25 protein-coding genes and 1 riboswitch are annotated in these 20,737 nt (G+C 48.5%); of the genes, 13 read left to right on the forward strand and 12 right to left on the reverse strand.

Annotated features, from left to right (window positions below):
- Positions 1-34: 34 nt before the first annotated feature.
- From ACJJI4_RS21405 to ACJJI4_RS21430, 6 genes are all read right to left on the reverse strand, one after another.
- Entirely contained in the window at positions 35-175 is a 141-nt protein-coding gene (locus tag ACJJI4_RS21405; protein WP_444926401.1) for a hypothetical protein, read from the reverse strand.
- On the reverse strand, positions 165-347 hold the full coding sequence (locus ACJJI4_RS21410; RefSeq protein ID WP_444926402.1) for a hypothetical protein: 183 nt from the start codon (positions 345-347) through the stop codon (positions 165-167). Before ACJJI4_RS21410 ends, ACJJI4_RS21405 begins: the two co-directional genes overlap by 11 nt.
- Before the next feature lie 311 nt (positions 348-658).
- Entirely contained in the window at positions 659-1,363 is a 705-nt protein-coding gene (locus ACJJI4_RS21415; protein WP_444926403.1) for a GIY-YIG nuclease family protein, read from the reverse strand.
- 32 nt (positions 1,364-1,395) lie between these two features.
- Positions 1,396-1,530, reverse strand: a complete 135-nt coding sequence (locus ACJJI4_RS21420) for a hypothetical protein (protein WP_444926404.1) — start codon at positions 1,528-1,530, stop codon at positions 1,396-1,398.
- A complete protein-coding gene (locus ACJJI4_RS21425; protein WP_444926405.1) occupies positions 1,523-1,699 on the reverse strand; it encodes a hypothetical protein in 177 nt (58 codons plus the stop codon). The genes ACJJI4_RS21420 and ACJJI4_RS21425 overlap by 8 nt, the downstream gene beginning before the upstream one ends.
- Positions 1,700-1,703: 4 nt before the next feature.
- Complete coding sequence (locus tag ACJJI4_RS21430; protein WP_444926406.1) at positions 1,704-2,267, reverse strand: hypothetical protein; 564 nt, start codon at positions 2,265-2,267, stop codon at positions 1,704-1,706.
- A gap of 1,060 nt (positions 2,268-3,327) precedes the next feature.
- On the opposite strand from ACJJI4_RS21430, the gene csrA reads away from it, so the two are divergent.
- Complete coding sequence (gene csrA, locus ACJJI4_RS21435; protein ID WP_444926407.1) at positions 3,328-3,516, forward strand: carbon storage regulator CsrA; 189 nt, start codon at positions 3,328-3,330, stop codon at positions 3,514-3,516.
- A gap of 203 nt (positions 3,517-3,719) precedes the next feature.
- On the opposite strand, the gene ACJJI4_RS21440 is transcribed toward csrA, so the two are convergent.
- The 6 genes from ACJJI4_RS21440 to ACJJI4_RS21465 all read right to left on the reverse strand — a co-directional run bounded on the left by ACJJI4_RS21440 (position 3,720) and on the right by ACJJI4_RS21465 (position 10,048).
- Positions 3,720-4,289, reverse strand: coding sequence for a hypothetical protein (locus tag ACJJI4_RS21440; RefSeq protein ID WP_444926408.1), 570 nt, complete (start codon positions 4,287-4,289; stop codon positions 3,720-3,722).
- Positions 4,290-4,344: 55 nt separating this feature from the next.
- Positions 4,345-4,785: a DUF2513 domain-containing protein gene (locus ACJJI4_RS21445; protein ID WP_444926409.1), complete on the reverse strand. Its 441-nt coding sequence runs from the start codon at positions 4,783-4,785 to the stop codon at positions 4,345-4,347.
- 106 nt (positions 4,786-4,891) lie between these two features.
- Complete coding sequence (locus tag ACJJI4_RS21450) at positions 4,892-5,824, reverse strand: TRAFAC clade GTPase domain-containing protein (protein WP_444926410.1); 933 nt, start codon at positions 5,822-5,824, stop codon at positions 4,892-4,894.
- 2 nt (positions 5,825-5,826) lie between these two features.
- Positions 5,827-6,318, reverse strand: coding sequence for a hypothetical protein (locus tag ACJJI4_RS21455; protein WP_444926411.1), 492 nt, complete (start codon positions 6,316-6,318; stop codon positions 5,827-5,829).
- 380 nt (positions 6,319-6,698) lie between these two features.
- Positions 6,699-8,471 carry a bifunctional protein-serine/threonine kinase/phosphatase gene (locus ACJJI4_RS21460; RefSeq protein WP_444926412.1) on the reverse strand — a complete coding sequence of 591 codons (1,773 nt, stop codon included), beginning with the start codon at positions 8,469-8,471 and terminating at the stop codon, positions 6,699-6,701.
- 101 nt (positions 8,472-8,572) lie between these two features.
- Positions 8,573-10,048, reverse strand: coding sequence for a NarK family nitrate/nitrite MFS transporter (locus tag ACJJI4_RS21465; protein ID WP_444926413.1), 1,476 nt, complete (start codon positions 10,046-10,048; stop codon positions 8,573-8,575).
- 403 nt (positions 10,049-10,451) lie between these two features.
- Between ACJJI4_RS21465 and ACJJI4_RS21470 the strand changes: the two genes are divergently transcribed.
- The 12 genes from ACJJI4_RS21470 to ACJJI4_RS21525 all read left to right on the forward strand — a co-directional run bounded on the left by ACJJI4_RS21470 (position 10,452) and on the right by ACJJI4_RS21525 (position 20,735).
- The gene (locus ACJJI4_RS21470; RefSeq protein WP_444926414.1) at positions 10,452-11,762 is read left to right on the forward strand and encodes an MFS transporter; all 1,311 of its coding nucleotides are present in this window, start codon (positions 10,452-10,454) and stop codon (positions 11,760-11,762) included.
- A 143-nt stretch (positions 11,763-11,905) separates the two neighbouring features.
- A complete protein-coding gene (locus tag ACJJI4_RS21475; RefSeq protein WP_444926415.1) occupies positions 11,906-13,114 on the forward strand; it encodes an alginate export family protein in 1,209 nt (402 codons plus the stop codon).
- 196 nt (positions 13,115-13,310) lie between these two features.
- Positions 13,311-13,461: riboswitch (molybdenum cofactor riboswitch) on the forward strand.
- The gene (moaA, locus tag ACJJI4_RS21480) at positions 13,450-14,427 is read left to right on the forward strand and encodes a GTP 3',8-cyclase MoaA (protein ID WP_444926416.1); all 978 of its coding nucleotides are present in this window, start codon (positions 13,450-13,452) and stop codon (positions 14,425-14,427) included. (Overlaps the previous riboswitch by 12 nt.)
- A 4-nt stretch (positions 14,428-14,431) precedes the next feature.
- The gene (gene mobA, locus ACJJI4_RS21485; protein ID WP_444926417.1) at positions 14,432-15,031 is read left to right on the forward strand and encodes a molybdenum cofactor guanylyltransferase; all 600 of its coding nucleotides are present in this window, start codon (positions 14,432-14,434) and stop codon (positions 15,029-15,031) included.
- A 2-nt stretch (positions 15,032-15,033) separates the two neighbouring features.
- Entirely contained in the window at positions 15,034-15,576 is a 543-nt protein-coding gene (gene moaB, locus ACJJI4_RS21490) for a molybdenum cofactor biosynthesis protein B (RefSeq protein ID WP_108731355.1), read from the forward strand.
- A gap of 3 nt (positions 15,577-15,579) precedes the next feature.
- On the forward strand, positions 15,580-16,071 hold the full coding sequence (gene moaC / locus ACJJI4_RS21495) for a cyclic pyranopterin monophosphate synthase MoaC (RefSeq protein WP_282951931.1): 492 nt from the start codon (positions 15,580-15,582) through the stop codon (positions 16,069-16,071).
- Between the two features lie 21 nt (positions 16,072-16,092).
- Complete coding sequence (gene moaD / locus ACJJI4_RS21500; protein ID WP_020413721.1) at positions 16,093-16,338, forward strand: molybdopterin converting factor subunit 1; 246 nt, start codon at positions 16,093-16,095, stop codon at positions 16,336-16,338.
- The gene (gene moaE, locus ACJJI4_RS21505) at positions 16,301-16,828 is read left to right on the forward strand and encodes a molybdopterin synthase catalytic subunit MoaE (RefSeq protein WP_444926418.1); all 528 of its coding nucleotides are present in this window, start codon (positions 16,301-16,303) and stop codon (positions 16,826-16,828) included. The genes moaD and moaE overlap by 38 nt, the downstream gene beginning before the upstream one ends.
- The gene (gene modA / locus ACJJI4_RS21510) at positions 16,813-17,595 is read left to right on the forward strand and encodes a molybdate ABC transporter substrate-binding protein (protein WP_444926419.1); all 783 of its coding nucleotides are present in this window, start codon (positions 16,813-16,815) and stop codon (positions 17,593-17,595) included. The genes moaE and modA overlap by 16 nt, the downstream gene beginning before the upstream one ends.
- Positions 17,592-18,314, forward strand: a complete 723-nt coding sequence (gene modB / locus ACJJI4_RS21515) for a molybdate ABC transporter permease subunit (protein ID WP_444926420.1) — start codon at positions 17,592-17,594, stop codon at positions 18,312-18,314. The genes modA and modB overlap by 4 nt, the downstream gene beginning before the upstream one ends.
- Positions 18,314-19,432, forward strand: coding sequence for an ATP-binding cassette domain-containing protein (locus ACJJI4_RS21520; RefSeq protein WP_444926421.1), 1,119 nt, complete (start codon positions 18,314-18,316; stop codon positions 19,430-19,432). The genes modB and ACJJI4_RS21520 overlap by 1 nt, the downstream gene beginning before the upstream one ends.
- 100 nt (positions 19,433-19,532) lie before the next feature.
- Positions 19,533-20,735 (forward strand): hypothetical protein, encoded by a 1,203-nt coding sequence (locus tag ACJJI4_RS21525; protein ID WP_444926422.1) that lies wholly within the window; start codon positions 19,533-19,535, stop codon positions 20,733-20,735.
- Positions 20,736-20,737 lie beyond the last annotated feature (2 nt).

Consider the following 20,737-nt stretch of genomic DNA (forward strand, 5'->3'; position numbering starts at 1 on the left):
ACCTTGTGTTATTCAGGGCTACTATATATAAAAGTTATAGTTTCTGCTGATCCTTCAATTTATTTGACTTTATAGCCGTTTCAATCTCTTTAGCTTCCTTCAGTATTTTAGATTTGTTTTTTTCAACAAAATTTCTAATATCTACTTTGCTTAGTTGTTTATCTTTAGTCGTCATTTTTCCGGTCTCTCATGCGGTCGATTTCAGTTGGGTTTGTTTGTTTTCCTGATAGTTCTTCTATTGTTGTGCCTTTTGATTTCTTTTTTACTTCTTCAGCATGTTTCTTCATTTTTGAACGAATCTCATTGATTCTGTCTTTCTCTTTTTGTGAAAACTTGTAGTCGCTCATAATTTTTTCATTCCAACTCTTTTCCCGTGATAGATCTCAGGTGCTGAAAATCCTTGGCTTTCATAATAAACTATTACACCTTCTCTTAAAGAGTTTGGTCTTACGGGTTCTTTGTGCCATGTTTTGATATAAATCTAAAATAAAGCCCACAAACTTAATCCACAAATCAAACTGACATCCCATTTGATTTGATATGTATTCAATTCTGGCTCCCAGTCCATATCTCATGGATGTCTAGAATCACATTGGGGAGAAAAGTATATGGATGTATAAAAATACTGAGCTAGCCTGCCACGCTCTCTAAGACGCGGCTAGGCTGGTTCAAGTTCAAATTCCGCTTCGATATTATTAATTATCTCCGCAATAACATTTTTAGATACACCTGACAGCTTCGCATTGCCCTTATTATTTTGTTCAACATCGTAACCTCTTGACTCAAGGAAACCCCGTATCTCTTCAAAGATATCTCTGCTTCTTCCTATTGAAAGGTGATGTTTTCCGGATTTTCTAGCATTAACATAATATGTTAATTGTTTGATATCGCTAAAGAAAGTGGGACCAGCTTTCCTTGAGCTCGATCTAAGTGGCTGTCGGAGAAGATTAGCTATTTCCCCTAAAAGAATATGATCTGTTTTTTCTCTTTCCTCACATTCTCTTCTGAGGATACCACGTGTGTACTCGTCATTACTTTCCTCTATAGATAACTCATTAGCACCAATGAGTTTCATAAGAGGCTGCATCCTTTCAACGAGAGTATCATCTTTGTCTAGAAACCACTCACCTTCAATATGACTATCCTCTAATAAATTGTGTAATGCTGTTTCAACTGCTTTTGCATCCTGATGTTTCCATGCAGCTACGCACTGAGCTTTTATCGGAGATTTAGTGCTACTGATTTGCTGAATTCTAGAATTTAATGTGGCATTTCCATCGCCAGTAATTCCAACCTTTTTATATGGAATTTCTATATGACCACCAATATCAATGTGACGCATCACATAAATTATTGTGTGCATAATTCCTCTCATTATTCATTAAATATCATTAATTACACATGCAGTTTTTGAGTTGATTTAGTGGCTTTGTTAGCGCTTTTAGGCAAAGCAATTGCATTCGCCTTTACTTTATTTAGAACTAAGGCTTTTTTTGCCTTCTCTTTTGCTTCTTTTTCAATGTTACTCATCGTTTTCAATATCCTTCTTAAAATCTTTATTTGATTCAGGTCCTGCCATAATCCCACCTTCATCTTCAGAGCTATACGAAGGTGTTTTATTCTTCTTTAGAGCTTGGCGAGCCTTTTCTCGAATAATCTTTTCTTCTTCGGTCATTTTTTTATCTCCTTTTTTATCCATTTTTCTACCTAATAACTTTATATAAGTAATCAGGAAAATGCTGTGCTCCTGTGGATGGAACATAAGTAAAATCAAGACTTTCGTAGTAGCCAATTAATGGTTGAGCTGGCCTCATGATACGTAGCTCTTTAGCGCCTAAAATTCCTGCATAAGCAGTAGCATTCATAATCGTTATTGGAACAACGCGCCTTGGACCTAATGGGTTTCCAGATCTTGGTGCACCTTCAATAAGCTCAATACGCATTCTGCTCTTTCCGAAGGAAGGTCGCCCATAAGATAGGCCGCAGAGATTTCCTTGATACCATATTGAAAGCTCAAACCTTTTGGGGTAGCGCTTACGATATTCGGCAGAGGCCTCTTGCCAACTCCATTCTGCCCTTGGCCTAGAGCATGCCATATCGCACCAGGCTTCTGAAGCAGTAATGGCTTCAGAATCAATTCCTAATAGCCTTATATTTGCATGATCTTGATATAAATCAGGTAAGCTCTCTTGAGTTACTTCTCTGGCAATGGAGCGTAATTGCTCATACCTTTCATGTGCTTCTCTTAGTCCATAGTGAATATTCACCCTATAACTCCTTTTGGTGCTATCGCCTGCTTCAGCCCTGAACCGAACTAGAAGCACTTGTTAGAGCTAGTTTATCAGTTTTGTAAGCAATGGTTTTCGTAATGGAAAACATTTATCCTGCTTTTACTCTACTATTGAATATCATTTTTTCATTTTTTTTTGATTTATCTATTTTTTGCTTAATACTTCTATTAACTCATCTATTTAAAAGCGTTAAAGCAATAAGTCTTGCCATGAAATCAAAATTTACGCCATGTCTAGATAGTCTACCTGAAGGAGCAGAGCTATCTCTATTTCCAGGAAATTTTCCGTATATCAGATAGGAATGGATAAGTTTATGTAAATTTTTCCATGGCTACATACCTAAGTTCGTACTATCGAACCAAGTTAAGGTTTTTAGAGCTAATCGAAGGTAATACCTACGCTTCTAGTAGCCATACAGATATTCTATTGTGATCAAATTCTAATTTGAGAATCAGTAAGAGGTAATAATTCAATCTGTCATTCTTGTGGAGCACTAACATTTCCTTGTGTAAAAGTACAAAAATATAGGCACAAAAATGATCTTATTGGATTTTATTCAGTTTGTTTCAGTGTCAAATCTGCGTAAAATCGACAGATATTTATTGGTATTTTGGCCGGAATTGGTTGGCCTTTTGTAGGCAGATGGCCAAAGACCAAAGGGATTTGAGAGAATCAAGACATCTAAGAGTTTTCTAAAGAACCATCTTCTCAAAGGAGAACGGTAGCGTGACGTAAGAGACAGTAAAAGGCGCTGACCCAAGGTGCAGCAACACCAGGGGCCAGCTGACCAAATTGATAACCTAAGTATCAAAATGGCTATATGGATCATACGCTAGAAACCCGCTCGTCTTCAATAAAGTGGAGTACATTCAGCGGCTTGGAGCGATTCCCCAAGCTCTGGGAGCGTATTGCCTGCCTTTTCTTCTTCTATGCCTATCGTTCCCGCGCACCACCTCGTATTTCCTCACAACGTTACTTTCTCAGCCTTCCATTAGAGAAGGTTTACCCATGATTTGAGTATCAGTAGGAAATAATTATGTTGATCTTAAAACGCCGGACAGGTGAAAACTTAAGAATTGGAGCCAATGTTTCAGTTACTGTCTTGGAAGTTAAGGGTAATCAGGTAAAGATAGGAATACGTGCTCCGAAATCGCTACCTGTTCACCGTGAGGAAATATATATACGAGACCAAAAGGGGCGGGTGCTGGGGAATGGGAACTGTTGAGAATCTAGTTGTGACCTATTGAAGATCTAAACTCGAGCTATGCATTAGCGCGCTTAGCTGTCAGGGTGGCGCTGCTCTTGTTTAGATTTCTATTCCACACTCATGCATAACTGGAGATACTAATATAACTTTATCCCAATTTGATTCAATCTGGTTTAGGTGCTTTGCTTCGTCGGCACTCAATCCATAGCTAATGTAGTCAACTAAAACAAGCCACCATTCATCATATTTATCTTTATACGGAGCGATTTTTTTCGATTTTTCTTGGTATATATACTGAATGTTTTTTTGATTTCAGATAAGACAAAGCCCCCTTGATCCATGTCATTTATTGACCCTAAGTTATATGGACTATCAAATATAGTTGGTGTAGGGGATATTCGTATCCTAACTTGATCAGATATTTTATACACCTTTGTTTGATCAATTATTCTCAGATGTGAAATCAGTACTCTCTCTATTTCTTTTATTTTATCCTTTATATTTCCGACGGGCCTCGAGTATGAGATAGATATAAATGCTGAAGATTTATGTTCAGCGCCCTTGAATGTTTTAAGTAGAGTGTTGAGCTGAGGTACTAGTTTGTATTCTATATCTTCTAAGGGTTTGATAGACTTTCCATTATCATAATGTTGATTTAACCTCCTTACTTCAACTGCTATCGTGTTATTTAATAAAAAATCAGGAGGTATATTGCCATCAGGTTCATAGTCTATATGCAAGAAGCCTTGTGACTTAAAATATCTATAGACAATTTTTTCTTCGATTTTCATGGCAATATAACTCTCATTTAGGAATTATGGGATTTTACATTTTTTATTCTTATATCTATTTTTGTTCCCCAATAATTGTATCGAGCTTTTTCTTCAGAATATGCTGAAGGAGCTTTTGGCCGCCATCAAATAATGATTTAAATGGTGCATCTTTGAATTCTGTTTTTAGTCTTTCTAGTACTTCTTTATTTGCTAATGTAGCTGCAAAATCATGTCCAGTCTGGGTTAATCGTAAAGGAACTATCCAAGATATAGCTGTACCATTAGTAGAAAATGATATACCGATATCTTTCAAGGTGTTGGCTACTCCTTTTCGAGTTCCAATTAATTGATTATCTAAAGCAATCTGTATGTGGAAAATGAAATTCTCTGAAAAGCCGCTCCCACTTTCAATTGCTACATCTGATTTTTTAAAGTTATTGAGATCCACGTGTGCACTGTCTGCTTCCAAGAAAACTACTAAAAGTTCGGCCATATAATCTAGATTGACTCTCATTTATAAATCCTTCTCAAAACGTAATATGTCTGGTATGGCTGCTGTCTTATGTCTGCGAAGAAATTCACTGTCACACTCGACAGACCTTTATTCTTACGTGCTTAGGTTAGAGTCTTGAATGTTTTAATAACCAAATAAATGGATCCACAACGTGTTTTGGCTTAATCTTTGATGGTGGTTTCCCATCAATTGTCTTACCGACAGAAGATACGTAGAACTCTTTAAATTCTTGCGCCTTACTTTTCATTAGCTCTCTTAGTCGATAATAATATTCTTCTAGCAGTGAATCTATTTGTTCATCACTTTCAAATAGGTCGCTTTTTAATACAATTAAACAAATCGGTATATTTAATTTTTTTCCTGCATGGGAAGTTTTTTCAGACAAAAGCATTTGAAATGCTGCCAATAACATAGTCTGAGAGTCTTCAATTTTTTCTATATTTTTTTCGACCAAATCTTCGCCATCTATGCAAAATAACAATGAATCACTTGCAATCGCATATTTAAAGTAGTCCGTTTTATGGAGCCACATTTCTGAAGATGAATCAAATTCCTCTATATGTTCACCGGCATAGTCGCCAACTTCTAGAGTATATTTACTTCTAAATATCCCTGAACCTACACTTGCCCTTGCTCTATAATAAAATGCTGTATTTAAGCTAGTTTGTGGAACCCAGCTACCTTTATTCAAGGTTTGTAAGTTAGAGTTAACCCTTTCTACAGTCTCAGTACCATATTGTTGGAAATCTATACTAGAGGATGAATGTCTCTGAAGTTCGTCAAAGAGAACTGATAAATAAACAGTTTTTCCTGCTCGTGGTTGGCCAATTAAAAAAGCCCTTAGGGGAGTGGGGTTTTTGCTTAAAGACCTCATTATAAATGAAACATAGAAAGCAACTAAAGAGCTTATAGTCGCAGTGATCAGGATAGAGTAATGTCCATTAAAGGAGTCAAGTCTTTCAACAAGTAAGTAAACCATACTCGCTGCGCCAGCAATCATGCCGGCCATTGCTATAATCTCAAATCTATTTCTCTTCATGGTTATGGCCGATCCAAGTCATATTTAAAGTTGCAAAAGAGAGCAGCAATAACCGTAATGCAGGCAAAGACTGCATTAACTACTCTAAAAGTATCAATTTTCTTATCATGTTCAGTAGGCACAATGCCATTTACGGCCGCTTTTACGTCATTCCCATTCTTAATGCTCTCTGATGCCAAATTGTAGTATTGTTCAAGTAGCGTTTCTGCCTGAACTTGGTATAACAAAGCAGCAGTAAAAAGAATCAAGCATCCCACAAGGCCTACAGAAAATATATTAGACATACTTTCTTGCAAATATGGATCATTACCTAGGTTTTTGATTCTGACAATGCTCACTACACAAATCATTGCAGTTGCAAAAGCCAAGTCAGTTGCAGATAAATTTGAAAACTTATAGCTTCCGGTTTCTAAACCTTTAAAAAACCAGACCGCAAGCATCGGCGTTAAAGGAAATAGTACTCCATTTGCCAGCCAATTTATGAGCCTAAACATGTTGCGCTCAAAAAATGGATCTTATTGATATTCTCGAAATAGCTTTGGCTACATTGGCCTCGACAGCATGTTCAAAAAAATCGCATCATATCACCTTTTACCTACCTCAAGAACGGGAAGCTATTCTAACCAGAAAAAAATACAATGCAGCATCCTAGTCAGAACTAATAAGAAATTACTCTAGTTGGTATGCGAAGGGTTCCTTGAACCATCAATGATGGCTGCGTAAGAAATAGTGAAATTTTGATTGTAACCAAAATAACAATAAAGAATGCATGATGGGCGAGCTTAGTCCAAGCTACTTATTAGGCAGAGTAATTTTGTATAGCTTCGGATTAAGATAATTTCAATTGGTACATGGGTGCCAAATGCTATTGATATTAACCACTAGACGAAAACAACGCTGCCACCGCCAACAAAGTAGCCACCCAAATCCCACAAAGAATCTTCCAAAACAAAGAGGCATCCCCTTTCTCAGTAGGATCTTCCCTTAGGTAATCCGGGTTGGGATTGGCCAGGTCGCGCATAAACTCTGTAAGCGTGGAATAGCGCTGTTCCAGGTCGATACTGCATCCGCGCTCCAGGGCGCGGTCGAACCAGATGGGGACTACGGGATTAAACTGGTTGGCGGTGCGGTAGCGCAGGCGTTCGAAGTCGGCGTGGGAGCGGCAGTTTTCAATTTCCTCGCCGTAGGGCAGTTCGCCGGTAAACATTTCGTAGGCAATAGTGGCGAGGGCATAGATATCGCCGCGAATACCGCTGTTGTGCCCGAGGATATAGTGAGGGTCGGAGTAGCTGGCGGTGCCCAGCGCTTCCGGGTGCTCCAGGGGACGGAAAATCTCGGCACTGCCGGCTACATAAACTGAGCCGAAATCGATAATTTTTACCCGCTTGTCGCTGTCGATCATGATATTGGCTGGGCGCAAATCCTGGTGAATGGTTTCCTGATCGTGGAAGGCCTGTAGTCCGGTGGCAATCTCCTTAAGAATACGAAACGCTTCCGCCGGTTTGGGAAAGCGGTTGTGGGTGATCCACTGCTCCAGGGTGCTGCCCTGCACATACTCCATCAGGTAATAGAGCGCGGTGCGCGGGCGGGTCTGCCGGTGCAGGCGCACTACCTGGGGGCTGCGAATACGCAGGCCTATCCACTCTTCCTGAATAAAGCGGTCGATATAGTGGATATCGTCCTCGTAATTTATCGAGGGAGTTTTCATTACCAGGATTTCCCCGGTGGCACTGTCGCGCACCAGGTACAGCTGGCTGCGCTGGGAGGAGAATAGCTCCCGTTCCACCTGGTAACCGTCTAGTACCATGCCCGGTTCCAATTCCGGCGGGAAGGGCAGGCGGGTAAGCTGGCGGCTGTAATCGTCCAGGGTGGTTTGTGGCAATGCTTTTACCTTTACCACTAGTGCGGAAAGGTTATCGTCACTGCCGTTTTCCTCGGCGAGACGCACCAGGGTTTCCGCTGTTTCCTGTTCGCTCAGTTGGGTATCTGCCAGCAGCTCGCGCAGCAAATCCTGTTTGATAAAGTCGTGCACACCGTCGCTGGTAATCAGCAGCACATCGTCCTTAGCGAGGCTTAGCTGGCCGTAATCCACTTGCAGGCCGGTATCCATTCCCAGCGCGCGGGATAGCATCTGTTGGCGGTGGGCCAGGGTGATGTTGTGGTCCCGGGTGAGGCATTTAAGGTTGTCACCGCGTAGGTGATAGATACGGCTGTCACCGATATGGAAATAATGGGCAGTGCGGGATTTAAAAATCAGGGCAGAGAAGGTGCAGAGGAAGCCCTTTTCCTGTTGGGGAAAGTCGTGGCTCTTGCGGTATAGCTTGCTGTTAATGGAGGCGAGAATTTTCTGTCCGGCGTGGGCCACAGACCAGGTATCCGGCACCTTGTAATAGTCCCGCACAAACTGCTCAGTGGCGGTTTGGCTGGCTTGGGCACCGGCTTCGGCAGAGCTGACTCCATCGGCCAGTGCGGCGACTGCGCCCAGGTATTCCTGCAAGTGCGGGTTGTCCGGCCAGTGATAGATTGTCGCGTCTTCGTTCTGCGGTTTGATGCCGGCACTGGTGCAGAGGCCGTGGCTCAATCGCGGTGTCTGGGCTTCGGGGTTTGCCTTGGTTTCTGTTTGCACCCCGGAATTGGTTTCGCTCACAGCTTTCTCCTATCTCTTTTCGTCCCCTCAGACCAACGGCGAAAAACAAAGAAGGGCCATTGGCCCTCCTTTGCGTTTGTTGCTGGATAACTGCTTTCCAATCACTCCACGCTGATCAGCTGCACTGTGCCATCCGGTAGCACTTCGGCGATATTGCCTTTGGGCTCCTCCAGGAACAGGCAGGCGAAGAAGATCACCGCTGCTGCGCCGCAGATAATCAGGAAGAACTGGCTGTAGCTGACATAAGACAGGGCGGTAAGGAAAGTAACCGCACCCACGTTGCCGTAGGCTCCTGCCATACCGGCGATCTGCCCGGTCATGCGACGCTTCACCAGGGGTACGACGGCGAATACGGCACCCTCACCGGCCTGCACGAAGAAAGAGCAGCACATGGTGGCCACTACCGCAGCGGGAATCCACCAGCCGCCGTTGATCTGGCTCAGTACAAAGTAACCCACTGCCAGGCCGCCGATCAGGAACATCAGGCTGCGGCGGCGTCCCAGTTTGTCAGAGAAGTATCCACCGGTTGGGCGGGCCACCAGGTTCATAAAGGCGAAGCCAGAGGCGAGCAGGCCGGCCTTCACCGGGCTCAATCCTTCAAAGGTTTCCAGGAAGAACAGGGGCAGCATAGAAACCACGGCCAGCTCTGAGCCGAAGGTGACGAAGTAGGCCAGGTCGAGGATGGCTACCTGCTTGAAGTTGTATTTTTCCAGCTCGGGCACACCTTCGCGCAGGTGGTCTTTGTTTACATTCCAGATCATGCGGGTCTGGAAGGCGAACAGTGCTACCAGCAGTCCCCACATCACGTAGGTGGCATTCTGGCTCAGCAGGGCTACGCCGCTGGGAGACAGTTTGTAAGCCAGCGCTGCCAGTGCCAGGTACATAGGCACATTCATCAGCAGGTAGAAGTAGAAATCCCTCTTACTGGTCACTTCCAGGCCGCCGCTCTTTTTCGGTTTGAAGTAAGTGGAACCTTTAGGAGTGTTGCGGGCAACGCGATAGTAGATGATGCCGTACAGGCCGGCGATGATGCCGGTGAGGCCCAGGGCATAGCGCCAGCCGTCTTCACCGCCGAACAGCAGGGCGATGGTGGGTAGGGTCATGGCACCGGCAGCAGAACCGAAATTCCCCCAGCCGCCGTAAACACCTTCTGCCAGGCCGACTTGTTTGGCTGGGAACCATTCACCCACCATGCGGATACCAATTACAAAGCCGGCACCCACAAATCCCAGCAGGAAGCGGAACAGGGCCAGGGATTCATAACTGTCTGCGGTGGCGAAGCCCAAACAGATTAAAGATGAGGTCATCAGCAGCCCGCTGTACACCAGGCGCGGCCCCAATTTATCCACCAGCATACCGATAATGATACGGGCGGGGATGGTGAGTGCCACGTTGAGGATTAACAGGGCTTTTACTTGCTGGCTGGTGAGGTCGAACGCTTCCTTGATAAAGACCATCAGCGGAGCGTGGGAGAACCACACCACGAAAGTCAGGAAAAACGCAAACCAAGTAACGTGCAGCGTCTTTATTTTGGGATCGCCCCAATTAAATAAATTGAGGCCGCTGGATTGACTCATGACTATTTTCTCCGGCTTCTCAGAAATTTTTAGAGGTGGATAGGGTCATGACCGATAGTATTTGAGCAGCGCCAGAGGGAAAGCGCGCAAAAGGGGTAAGTGGAAGGGAAATCGATTTGTATATGGAAGGGAGTAACCCCTTGGGGTTAGTAGCTCGGAGTGGGTAGGGGCGGTTTTTAGTGCGTTTCTACCCCTGTGGGGGTAGTTGGTGGAAATTGATAATGATTAAAAAGGGTTTTTGGGAGTAATTGTCGCTAGCCGATTTTTTGTGCATCTTGCCAATAGCTTGCCTCTGTAGATTTCTCGCCCCCGCTGTAATTCTGTGATCACTTTTCTGGGGCGGGGGCTCAATGCGGTGAATAACCGGGGTGGCAATTAATTTTCGACAGCCAATATTTTGGAGATGCCTGCCGTGCAATATACACAGCAACTCGCCGGGCGCGCGCTGATATTTGCCTCGGCCATGTTCGCCGCTAACTTCTCTGTTTGGACGCTTTATGCGGTATTGGGGGTAGAGATTCGCGGGCAACTGGATCTGTCTGCAACTGAATACGGGGTTCTACTGGCTGCGCCGATTTTGAGTGGGGCGCTGTTGCGTTTTCCGGTGGGATTACTGGTGGAATATTTTTCTGCGAAAAAGCTGATTTTATTGCAGATGCTGTTGTTGCTGCCTGTGCTCTTTTTGTTGCCCTTTATCGATAGCTACGGGGCTCACTTGCTGGCGGGGTTGTGGCTGGGTATTTCCGGGGTGTCTTTTGTTTTGGGGATTCGCTATATCAGCCCGTGGTTCGAAAGAGGGCGACAGGGTACTGCGATGGGCATTTTTGGTGCAGGAAATGCCGGAGCTGCGATTACCTTGGCACTGGCTCCAGCCATTCAAAATTGGTTTGGCCGCGAGTGGATAGGGCCGGCTTATGGAGCCGGGATTATCCTGATGATGGTTTTATTCGAATTTCTTGCACCAGAGGAAACCCGCTATATGCGCAGCCGGGGAAAACCGGATCTGCGCAGCCATTTAAAGCCGCTAACGCAAATCCGGGTTTGGCGTTATGGGCTCTACTATTACTTTGTTTTTGGCAGTTTTCTCGCGCTTTTATTGTGGTTGCCGAATTACTATCTGTCGGTGTACCAAGTCAGTACACCGGTTGCAATGGCACTCACCCTGTTGTTTGTGGCCCTTTCCAGTTCACTGCGCGCTTTGGGGGGCTGGTTTGCCGATCGCTACGGTGCGCGCACCGTCAATTGGAGTGTTTTCTGGACTTGCCTGGTCTGTCTTTTCTTCCTCAGTTACCCGCCCACCAGTATGACTATTCACGGGGTGGAACGGGATGTGCATTTAAATATTGAAGTGGGTATTGAGCTGTTCACTTTACTGCTACTGGTTATCGGTATCGCCCAGGGATTTGGCCGCGCGTCTGTTTACAAAGCGCTGCACGATAATTTCCCCGCGCATATGGGGAGTGTTGGCGGTACCGTAGCCACTATTGGTGCCCTCGGTGGTTTTACCCTGCCTGTTCTTTTTGGTATCGCTCAGGACTTAGTAGGTATCCACAGTGCGGCCTTTATGCTGCTCTACGGTGTGCTCGCTATTTGTATGTTGGTTATGTATTTGGCGATTCAAAGAGAAAATTATATGCAGCGTTTACAGTACGCACAGCAAAATAATTTCCTGCTTGAGGAAACCAGCGAAACCGAGGCTTTGCCGGATAGGTAGTGCCCACTACCAATAAGGGATTACGCCTGAGTAAAGGCTAGGGAGTAAAGATTAATTAAGCAGGAAAAAATCTATGGTTTCAGTCGAGTCTGAAAAATTGTAATTTGTCACTGTTCACTCCGTTGTTGCAAAGGAAAAGCGTCATGACCGTTTCCAAATTCCCAAAAATTCTCGGTGCCTTACTGTTGGGGGCATGCAGCACTGTTGCATTGCAGGCCGCTGCGCAGGAAAGTGAAAATGCCACTCTGGTGGATGCGTTGAAATCCGGTGAAGTCGGATTGAATTTGCGTTACCGCGTAGAGACTGTTGATCAGGATGATATTGATGATGAAGCAGTTGCATCCACTTTAAGAACTCGCCTCAACTGGCGCAGTGGCAGCTACCGTGGCTTTACCAGCTTCCTGGAAATGGATGATGTTACGGCAGTTGGCAATGACAGCTACAACTCCACCGTTAATGGTGAAGGCGAATACCCGGTAGTGGCTGATCCGGAAGGAACTGAAATTAACCAGGCCTACATTCGCTACAGCGGTGGAAATTCCATAATTACCGCCGGTCGCCAGCGCATTAACCTGGACGGGCAGCGATTTGTCGGCGGTGTTGGCTGGAGACAAAACGAGCAGACCTACGATGGTGTTCGTTATCAGTACGGCAGTGCCGATAGCTTCCAGTTGGATTATAGCTACGTCTACAACGTTAACCGTATTTTCGGTGAAGACAGTGCTGGTTCCGATATGGGCGGCGATATCCAACTGCTACACGCAATTTATCCAGTAGCTGAAAACCATAAAATCAGCGCTTTTGTTTACAATCTGGATCTGGAAGATTTCACCGATAATGCAAGTCGCACTTATGGGGTAGATTACAAAGGTAAATTTGGTCCGGTAAAAGCCAACCTGAGTTATGCGCACCAGTCAGATATTGGTGACAACCAGTATGACTATAGTGCTAATTATTACCTGGCAGAACTTGGCGCTGATCTGGGTCCTGTTGCGGCAAAACTCGGTTATGAAGTTTTGGGTTCCGACAATGACGTTGGTTTTAAAACCCCGCTGGCAACCTTGCACAAGTTCCAGGGTTTCACTGATAAATTCCTGGGAACCCCCGCTGACGGTGTCGAAGATCTGTATGTTGGCGGTTCTATGAAAGTGGCCGGTGGCAAGCTGGGCTTGACTTATCACAACTTTGAAGCGGCCGAGGGCTCCGTTAGTTACGGTGATGAGTGGAACCTGAGCTACGGGCACAAAATCACCGACGACATTTCTGCACTCGTTAAGTACGCAACTTATCGTGCTGATGAGTACAGCACTGACACCGACAAGCTTTGGATCATGGTAACCGCTAATTTCTAAGCGGCTGAAAGAACTCCTTAGCGAGGCCCCCGGCTTCGGCCGGGGTTTTCCCCGCACCTTGAACCTGTTTTTATAATTTATAAATTTTAATCGACTGAAGCTCCACGTTTTGATGTCTCCCAGAGGAGCATCAGTTCGAGCACCAAGGGAGTACCACCTTTGCCCCAAGCATAAATTAACCAGCTTGATACACTGACATCAGTTTAAACACCGAGTCCCGCTACCTAAACCGCGTCGTTTTTTATTGACGTTGCAAGGTGCCGGGACCGTGGCCGTACCGGCCACCAGGGTCTAGCGGGAAACTGCGCGGCCTCCCGACATTGGAAAGGCGTTTAATGTTACAAGACAATTTTGGCCGTAGGTTTTACTACCTGCGCCTGTCCGTGACGGACATCTGCAATTACCGCTGCAACTACTGCCTGCCCGAGGGCATCGGTTGCGGACGTTCCCTGGAAGGGGAAAATCCTCTCTCAGTCGCTGAGGTGGGCACATTAGTGCGCGCTTTCGCTTCACTGGGTACGGAAAAGGTACGCCTCACTGGCGGAGAGCCCTCCCTGCGCAAAGACCTGGTGCCGCTGCTCGAAGCCGTGCGCGCTAGCGATAAGATTCGCCGCTTAGCCATCACCACCAACGGTTACCGCCTGCCCAGTCAGATAGACGACTGGCACCGCGCGGGCTTGGATCAGGTGAATGTCAGTATCGACAGCCTCGACCCGGCTCAATTCCACCATATCACCGGCCACAACCGCCTGGATAAAGCCTTAGCAGGCCTGGATCGCGCCCTGGCCTTGGGTATCGATACCAAGGTCAATGCAGTGCTGATGCGTCAGTACAACCTGGCCGAGCTGGATAACTTCCTCGCCTGGATTCGCGAGACTCCGGTGACCCTGCGTTTTATTGAATTGATGCGCACCGGCGATAACTGCGAGTTCTTCGCCAGCAACCATGTCTCCGGTGGCGATATAGAAACCCTGCTGCTGCGGGAAGGCTGGGAACAAGTTATCCGCACCCGCGATGCCGGTCCGGCGCGGGAGTATTTCCACCCGGATTACGCTGGCCGTATCGGCCTGATTACCCCTTACGGCAAGGACTTCTGTGCAAGCTGCAACCGCCTGCGGGTATCGGCCCAGGGCAAGCTGCATCTGTGCCTGTTCGCCGACCAGGGCTTTGATATGCGCGAAATCATCGCCGATGGCGATAGTGAGGCACTGGCAGCTCATATCCGCGAGTTGATTGTGGATAAGACTGCAGGCCACCAGCTGCACGAAGGTTTCACTGGCGCTACCCGCAACCTGGCGATGCTGGGGGGCTAGGGTTATGGCCAGGGCTCTTGTTAGTAAATCGACAATTGGCGTGGTGCTGGCCGGCGGCCGCTCCAGCCGGATGGGCCGAGACAAGGCCCTGCTGGCCCACCCCCAACAGGGCAATTTCTTGCAGCATGCTGAGGCATTGCTGAGTGAGCTTCCGCTGGAAAAAGTCGTCACCAGCGGCGCCCGTCCCGGAGCGATTGAAGACCTGGTGCCAGAGCGGGGCCCTCTGGGCGGCCTTTATTCGGTAGCCCTGGCAACCGGTGCTGATGCGGCCCTGGTGATCCCGGTAGATATGCCCCTGCTCGGGCAGAAGCACCTCGCAGAGTTATTGGCAGAGGGGCAGGCAAGTGGCCGGCCCTGTTATTTTGAAAACTTCTTTTTTCCCCTGTGGCTGCCTTTAAATGGCGACTGCCTGGATTATTTGCGCCGTGCCGTCGAAGGCAGTGCGCGCAATTCTGTCGGCGCGCTGCTGCGTCACCTGGGGGCCAAATCCATACCCATAAAAAGTGCCGGCGATTGGCATCGCAATATCAATACGCCGGCAGATTATCTCGGCTTGAGTACGCCGGATAAAACTCCAGAAAACAGTTTTTTGAGAGACCACTGATTATGTCCGCACACGCTAGCAAAGAATTTGTACCGCTCAATATCGCGGTACTTACCGTATCCGATACCCGCAACGAGCAGACTGATACCTCTGGCCAGTACCTGGTGGAAGCCCTCAAAACTGCCGGCCATCAGCTCGCAGATAAGCGCATTACCCCGGACGATGTTTACCAGATGCGCGCGGTGGTCTCCGCCTGGATTGCCGATCCCAAAGTGCAGGTGGTATTGGTGACCGGTGGTACCGGTTTTACCGATCGCGACTCCACGCCGGAGGCCCTGAGCCCGCTGTTCGATAAAACCGTCGACGGCTTCGGCGAGCTGTTCCGCCATATTTCCCTGGGGGATATCGGCAGCTCCACCGTGCAATCCCGCGCGCTCGCCGGCCTGGCTAATCGCACACTGATATGTTGTATGCCCGGTTCCACCGGAGCCTGCCGCACGGCTTGGGAAGGCATATTGCTGGAGCAGCTGGATGCCCGCCATAAGCCCTGTAACTTTATCCCTCATGTGCGCTTTGCCAGCGCGCCCTGCGAGAGCCGGGGGTAATTTGTGAGCCAATTAACCCATTTAAACCAGCGCGGCGAAGCCAGCATGGTGGATGTTACCGAGAAGGACATCACTGACCGCAGTGCCCTGGCCGAGAGCAGCATCTGTATGAGTGCAGAGGCTTTTGCACTGCTGAGCCAAGGGGCGCACAAAAAAGGTGATGTGCTCTCTGTAGCTCGTATCGCCGGCATCCAGGCCGCCAAGAAAACCTCGGATTTAATTCCCCTGTGCCATCCACTGGCGTTGACCAAGGTAGCGGTGGATTTCGAATTACAGCCGGAAAAGCACAGTGTGCATATCACCGCTTTCTGTCGCTTGGCCGGGCGCACCGGAGTAGAGATGGAAGCGTTAACCGCAGCTTCGGTAGCGGCGCTGACCATTTACGATATGTGCAAAGCCGTGGACCCGGCGATGGAAATCGGCCCGACCCGCCTGCTGCAAAAAACCGGCGGTAAGCGCGGCCACTGGCGCGGCGATGCTGCGGACAAGGCGTAAAAATTTCAGAGGTGTAAAGCGATGGTAAAGGTTCTGTTTTTCGCGCGTCTGCGCCAGCAATTGGGCATGGGCGAGATTACCCTGGAGGACTTTTCTGGCAGTCTTAGCGAGTTGCGCAAAACCCTATGTGAACAGCACCCGGATTGGAGCCCGCACCTGCAAAGAGACGATATCCGTATGGCCCTGAACCAGGAGCTGGCAGAAACCGGAGCCCAGGTGAAGGCCGGGGATGAAGTTGCATTTTTCCCGCCGGTTACCGGCGGTTAGTGGTGCCAATATGAAAGCCGTTGATCGTATTGAAGTCTGTGAAACGCCCCTTGACGTAGCGGCTGAATATACTGCGCTGCAAGGCAACAGTGGTGATGGTGCCTGCGCCTTGTTTGTGGGTTCGGTGCGGGACTTCAATGCGGGCAGTGATGTCTGCGGCCTGGCCCTGGAACACTATCCGGGCATGACAGAAAAAAGCCTGCAACGGATTATCAATAATGCCCGCGATCGCTGGTCCCTGGGGCGTGTGACTATCGTCCACCGGATTGGCCCCATGCAGATCAACGATGAAATTGTTTTTGTCGGTGTTACCAGCCCCCACCGCCAGGCTGCCTTTGCCGCCTGCCAATACATTATGGATCGCCTCAAAACTGAGGCGCCTTTCTGGAAGCGCGAAGCGGTAGCGGATGAGTCGGGTAAGTCTTCAGAGCGCTGGGTCGAAGCTCGGGCCAGTGATGCTGCGGAGATGGAAAAGTGGTCCGCCGGCTGAGCCTGCTGCTATCCGCTTTACTGGTGGCCATCGCGCTACCGGTTAATGCGGATAACTGCACCTTGCGGGTGGCGGTAGCGGCCAGCTTCCGCCCGGCACTGGAAGAGGTACTGCCGGAATTTGAGCGTCGCCATGCCTGTGTGGTGCAAATCAGTAGCGGCAGCTCCGGGGTGCTCTACCAGCAAATAGCGCACCGCGCGCCCTTCGATTTATTCCTGTCTGCTGATCGCGAGCGCCCCGAACTGTTGGAAAAGCAGGGTGGGGCACTGGGCAACAGTCGTAAGACTTACGCCCTGGGTTTATTGGCTCTATGGCACCCAAAATCGGAATCGAATATCGAGCAGTTACTGCAAACCTGGCCCGATAAAATTGTACTAGCCGATCCCAAAGTAGCGCCCTTTGGCAGTGCCGCCCGGCAGGCGCTGCAAAGCCTGGACTTGTGGAGGAAAAAACAAACTCAATTAGCCCGGGCCCACAATGCTGGCCAAGCCTATTTAATGCTGGATTCCGGCAATGCGCAGCTGGGCTTTGTCGCCGCCAGCCAGATGCAAGCAGCCGGCCGCGATAACTACTGGTTGCTGCCGCAGCGTTTGTACAAACCCATTGAACAGCAGCTGCTGATTCCCACCCAGAGCCGTCGGCCTAAAGAGGCGCAGTCCCTCGCTAACTATTTGCGTTCAGGGGAAGTGCAGGCGCAGTTATACCACTTGGGTTACGGTGTTTTACCGACTCAATATCAAAGTAGAGATGGAGGGAGTGGCTTATGAGTATCGCCGCTGCCGACTGGCAGGCCCTGTGGCTAACTTTAAAATTGGCCGGCTTAACTACCTTGCTCCTGTTTATTATCGGGGTGCCCCTGGCCTGGAAATTGAGTCAATGGCAGAGCCGCTGGCGCCACGGTATCGAGGTATTAATTACCCTGCCGCTGGTACTGCCACCCACGGTGTTGGGTTTTTATTTACTGCTTTTATTTTCCCCTAACTACGCCCCCGGGCAGTGGCTGTCACAACTTTTTGATGGCCCCTTGGTGTTTTCCTTCACTGGCCTGGTGTTTGCGTCAGTGATTTATTCTCTACCTTTTATGGTCCAGCCGCTGTTGGCCGCGTTTAATGCCAATGGTCAGCGCCTGACCCAGGCTGCCGCAGCACTGGGTATACCGCCCTGGGCGGCATTATTAAAAGTTCTTTTACCGGCGAGTCGCGCCGCTATTGTGAGTGCCTGTGCTTTAACGTTTGCCCATACCCTGGGTGAGTTCGGGGTAGTGCTGATGATAGGTGGCTCTATTCCCGGTGAGACCCAGGTGGTTTCTATCGCTCTTTATCAACATGTGGAGGCGATGGAATACGGTGCGGCGCACCGGCTGGCTTTGATGTTGATGGGAATTACTACGGTACTGCTACTCGCTGCCCGTTGGCTGGGACATAGTTTGGCCCCGCGCGGATCAAACAGCGAGCGCGTTAAACCGGTAATGGGGGTGCTGGGCTAATGGAAATCGCCTTACCCCTTTTCGGTACTGCGTCTACCACTTCTGATTCCAGCGGATTGAGTGTTACAGGGTTGGTGACTCCGCTTAACACTGCGACTCCCTGGCAATTAGAGCTGCCTGCCTCTGGAGTTTTTGGCCTTACCGGTCCCTCCGGCAGCGGCAAGAGCACATTACTGGCTGCTTTGGCTGGCCAGCGCCACTGCCGTGGCAATATCACTTTTGCCAATACGGTTTGGCAGCGCGGACGCCGCGCCCTGGCTACCCACAAAAGGACGCTTTCTTTGGGCTTTCAGGACAGCCGCCTGTTTGCCGGCCAGTCAGTGGCAGATAACCTGGCACTGGCCCGCCGTTACAGCCGCAGGCCACTGCCCGAGGAAGAGTGTGATCGGCTGCTAAAGGCTTTTGGTATTGAACTGCTACTCCATCAGCCGGTAGAGCTATTGTCTGGCGGAGAATCGCAGCGTGTGGCTGTATTACGCCAGCTTTTTAACAACGCGCCGCTGCAATTATTTGATGAGCCGCTTTCAGCGGTTGACCGCGCCCAAGTACTGCGGCGCCTATTGCCGACCCTACGGGATTTCTGGGCTCGATATCCTGCGCTGGTAATCTGGACCAGTCACGACTTTGATGAAATCCAGTTGCTGGCCCAGCGCTGTTTGTGGATGGATTCTGCCAATTTGTCCGCGCCACTTCCCTTACCTGAAGTTGCCCAGCGCCTGGATAGCCACGGCGTAGGGGATAGCTGCCGCAGCCGGATTGAAGCGCGAGTGGAATCCCTAAACGATGGTCTGCTCACTTTGGATTTAGGTGGGATTTCCATCTTTGCAGATAGGGTGGCAGGCCATTATCGCAAAGGCGATACCGCTGCTTTTCTGCTGGAAGCTGGAGATATCAGCCTCAGTGTAGAGAAGCCGGGCCTGTCCAGTATCCTCAACTGCTTGCCGGTAACTTTAGTTTCTAAGCAGAACCTTATCGATGGCCGCATTCGTTTACAGTTAGCCGCTGCTGATCAGGTGTTCTACGCAGATATTTCCCGTCTCTCCTGCGAGCGCCTAGAACTGCGTGAGGGCACTACCTACTTTGCCCAGTTTAAGGCCGGTAGTCTTGCCGGTTTATAAGTAGTTCCAGGACAATTTCTGAAAGTGCATCTCTTCAATCCCTAAAACCACAACAATTTTTTTGCTAAGTTTGAACATCAGCTAACTTAGTGGTGCTCCTATGGGCGTTGTGTTGGGAATTTCCCTCTTTAACGAGGGCGATAAGTTTTACCGGGAAAAAGCACAGGTCGAGGGCTTACCTGTAGCGAAAGCTGTGACCATTGAGGATCTACACCCAGTACTTACTCGTTGCATAGAAGAAGGCGGGCACAACTATCGAGTATGCCGCCTGGAATCGGGTGAGCTGGAAATTGCCGAGCTACTTGAGGATTGTGAGCCCTACCGGGTCGATGCTTTCCGTTATCAGCTTCGCCGAAAGGGCGACGCTATCGTTATCCACTCTACTTACAAAGACGATGCCTTGTACTTTCATCTGGCTTGCCGCGCAGCCAGTGGGCAGAGAGTTAAGATAGATTTCCACGGCGAGCACCCGTTTTATAACTATGACTCCATAGCGGAATACCAGGGTGGTGGTAACTATCATCTGGCCAATTTCTTCGACCTTCAATATTTGCCCGGTTATATCGAAGAGCACTGCCGGCGATTTATTCACTGCCCGGAGTACTGGTCCTTTACCTTCTTTATCCCGTATTTGGGCAAGGTAGAGCTAAACAACCACACTTCCGATCCAGAACAGCCTCTCTACCACCTCGATTTCTATTGCCCGGAGCGCAAGCTAAAAATCTTCCAGTCGGCGATTGAGAAAGAAGGCTCTTACTATTTTCGCGACGCCATCTCGGCAGAAAAGTTAGTGCAATTGCTTGAAGATATGGCGACAGAACTGCTGCCAGAGCTGCAAGAAGCGGGTGTTATGTCCTGTTTGAGCTGCTTTGAAGCTATCCATCAAGCCTACAGTGAAATTGAGAGCACCATTGAGACGGATGACAGTCTTGCCTCAGTTGCGGAGGATCTTGTTGGGTACCAACAGAGTATCTGCGGCAGACCTGTCCAATACGAAGTTACTGAAAATGCAGATGAGTCTATTACTGTGCAGGCCTACTATTTTCAGCCGTCCATAGGTTACAACTATACGATTAGTGCTGAGGATATCGCAGGGTGCCATATCTATCTGGATAAACTGCACGATTTAGATTTTTATGAGCAGATGTGTATGGCTATTGCCAGGCATCTATGCCCGACGATGCCGACCGTTGAAGACTTGGATGAAGTGACGCTCTACTATCACAGGGATACCGATAGACAGCTGATTTCCAGCCTGTTTGAAGGTTCGGATATAACACCGACATTGGTTCAGGTGAAATAAAA

The sequence above is a fragment of the Microbulbifer maximicatervae (SeqCode) genome (genome assembly GCF_052467305.1).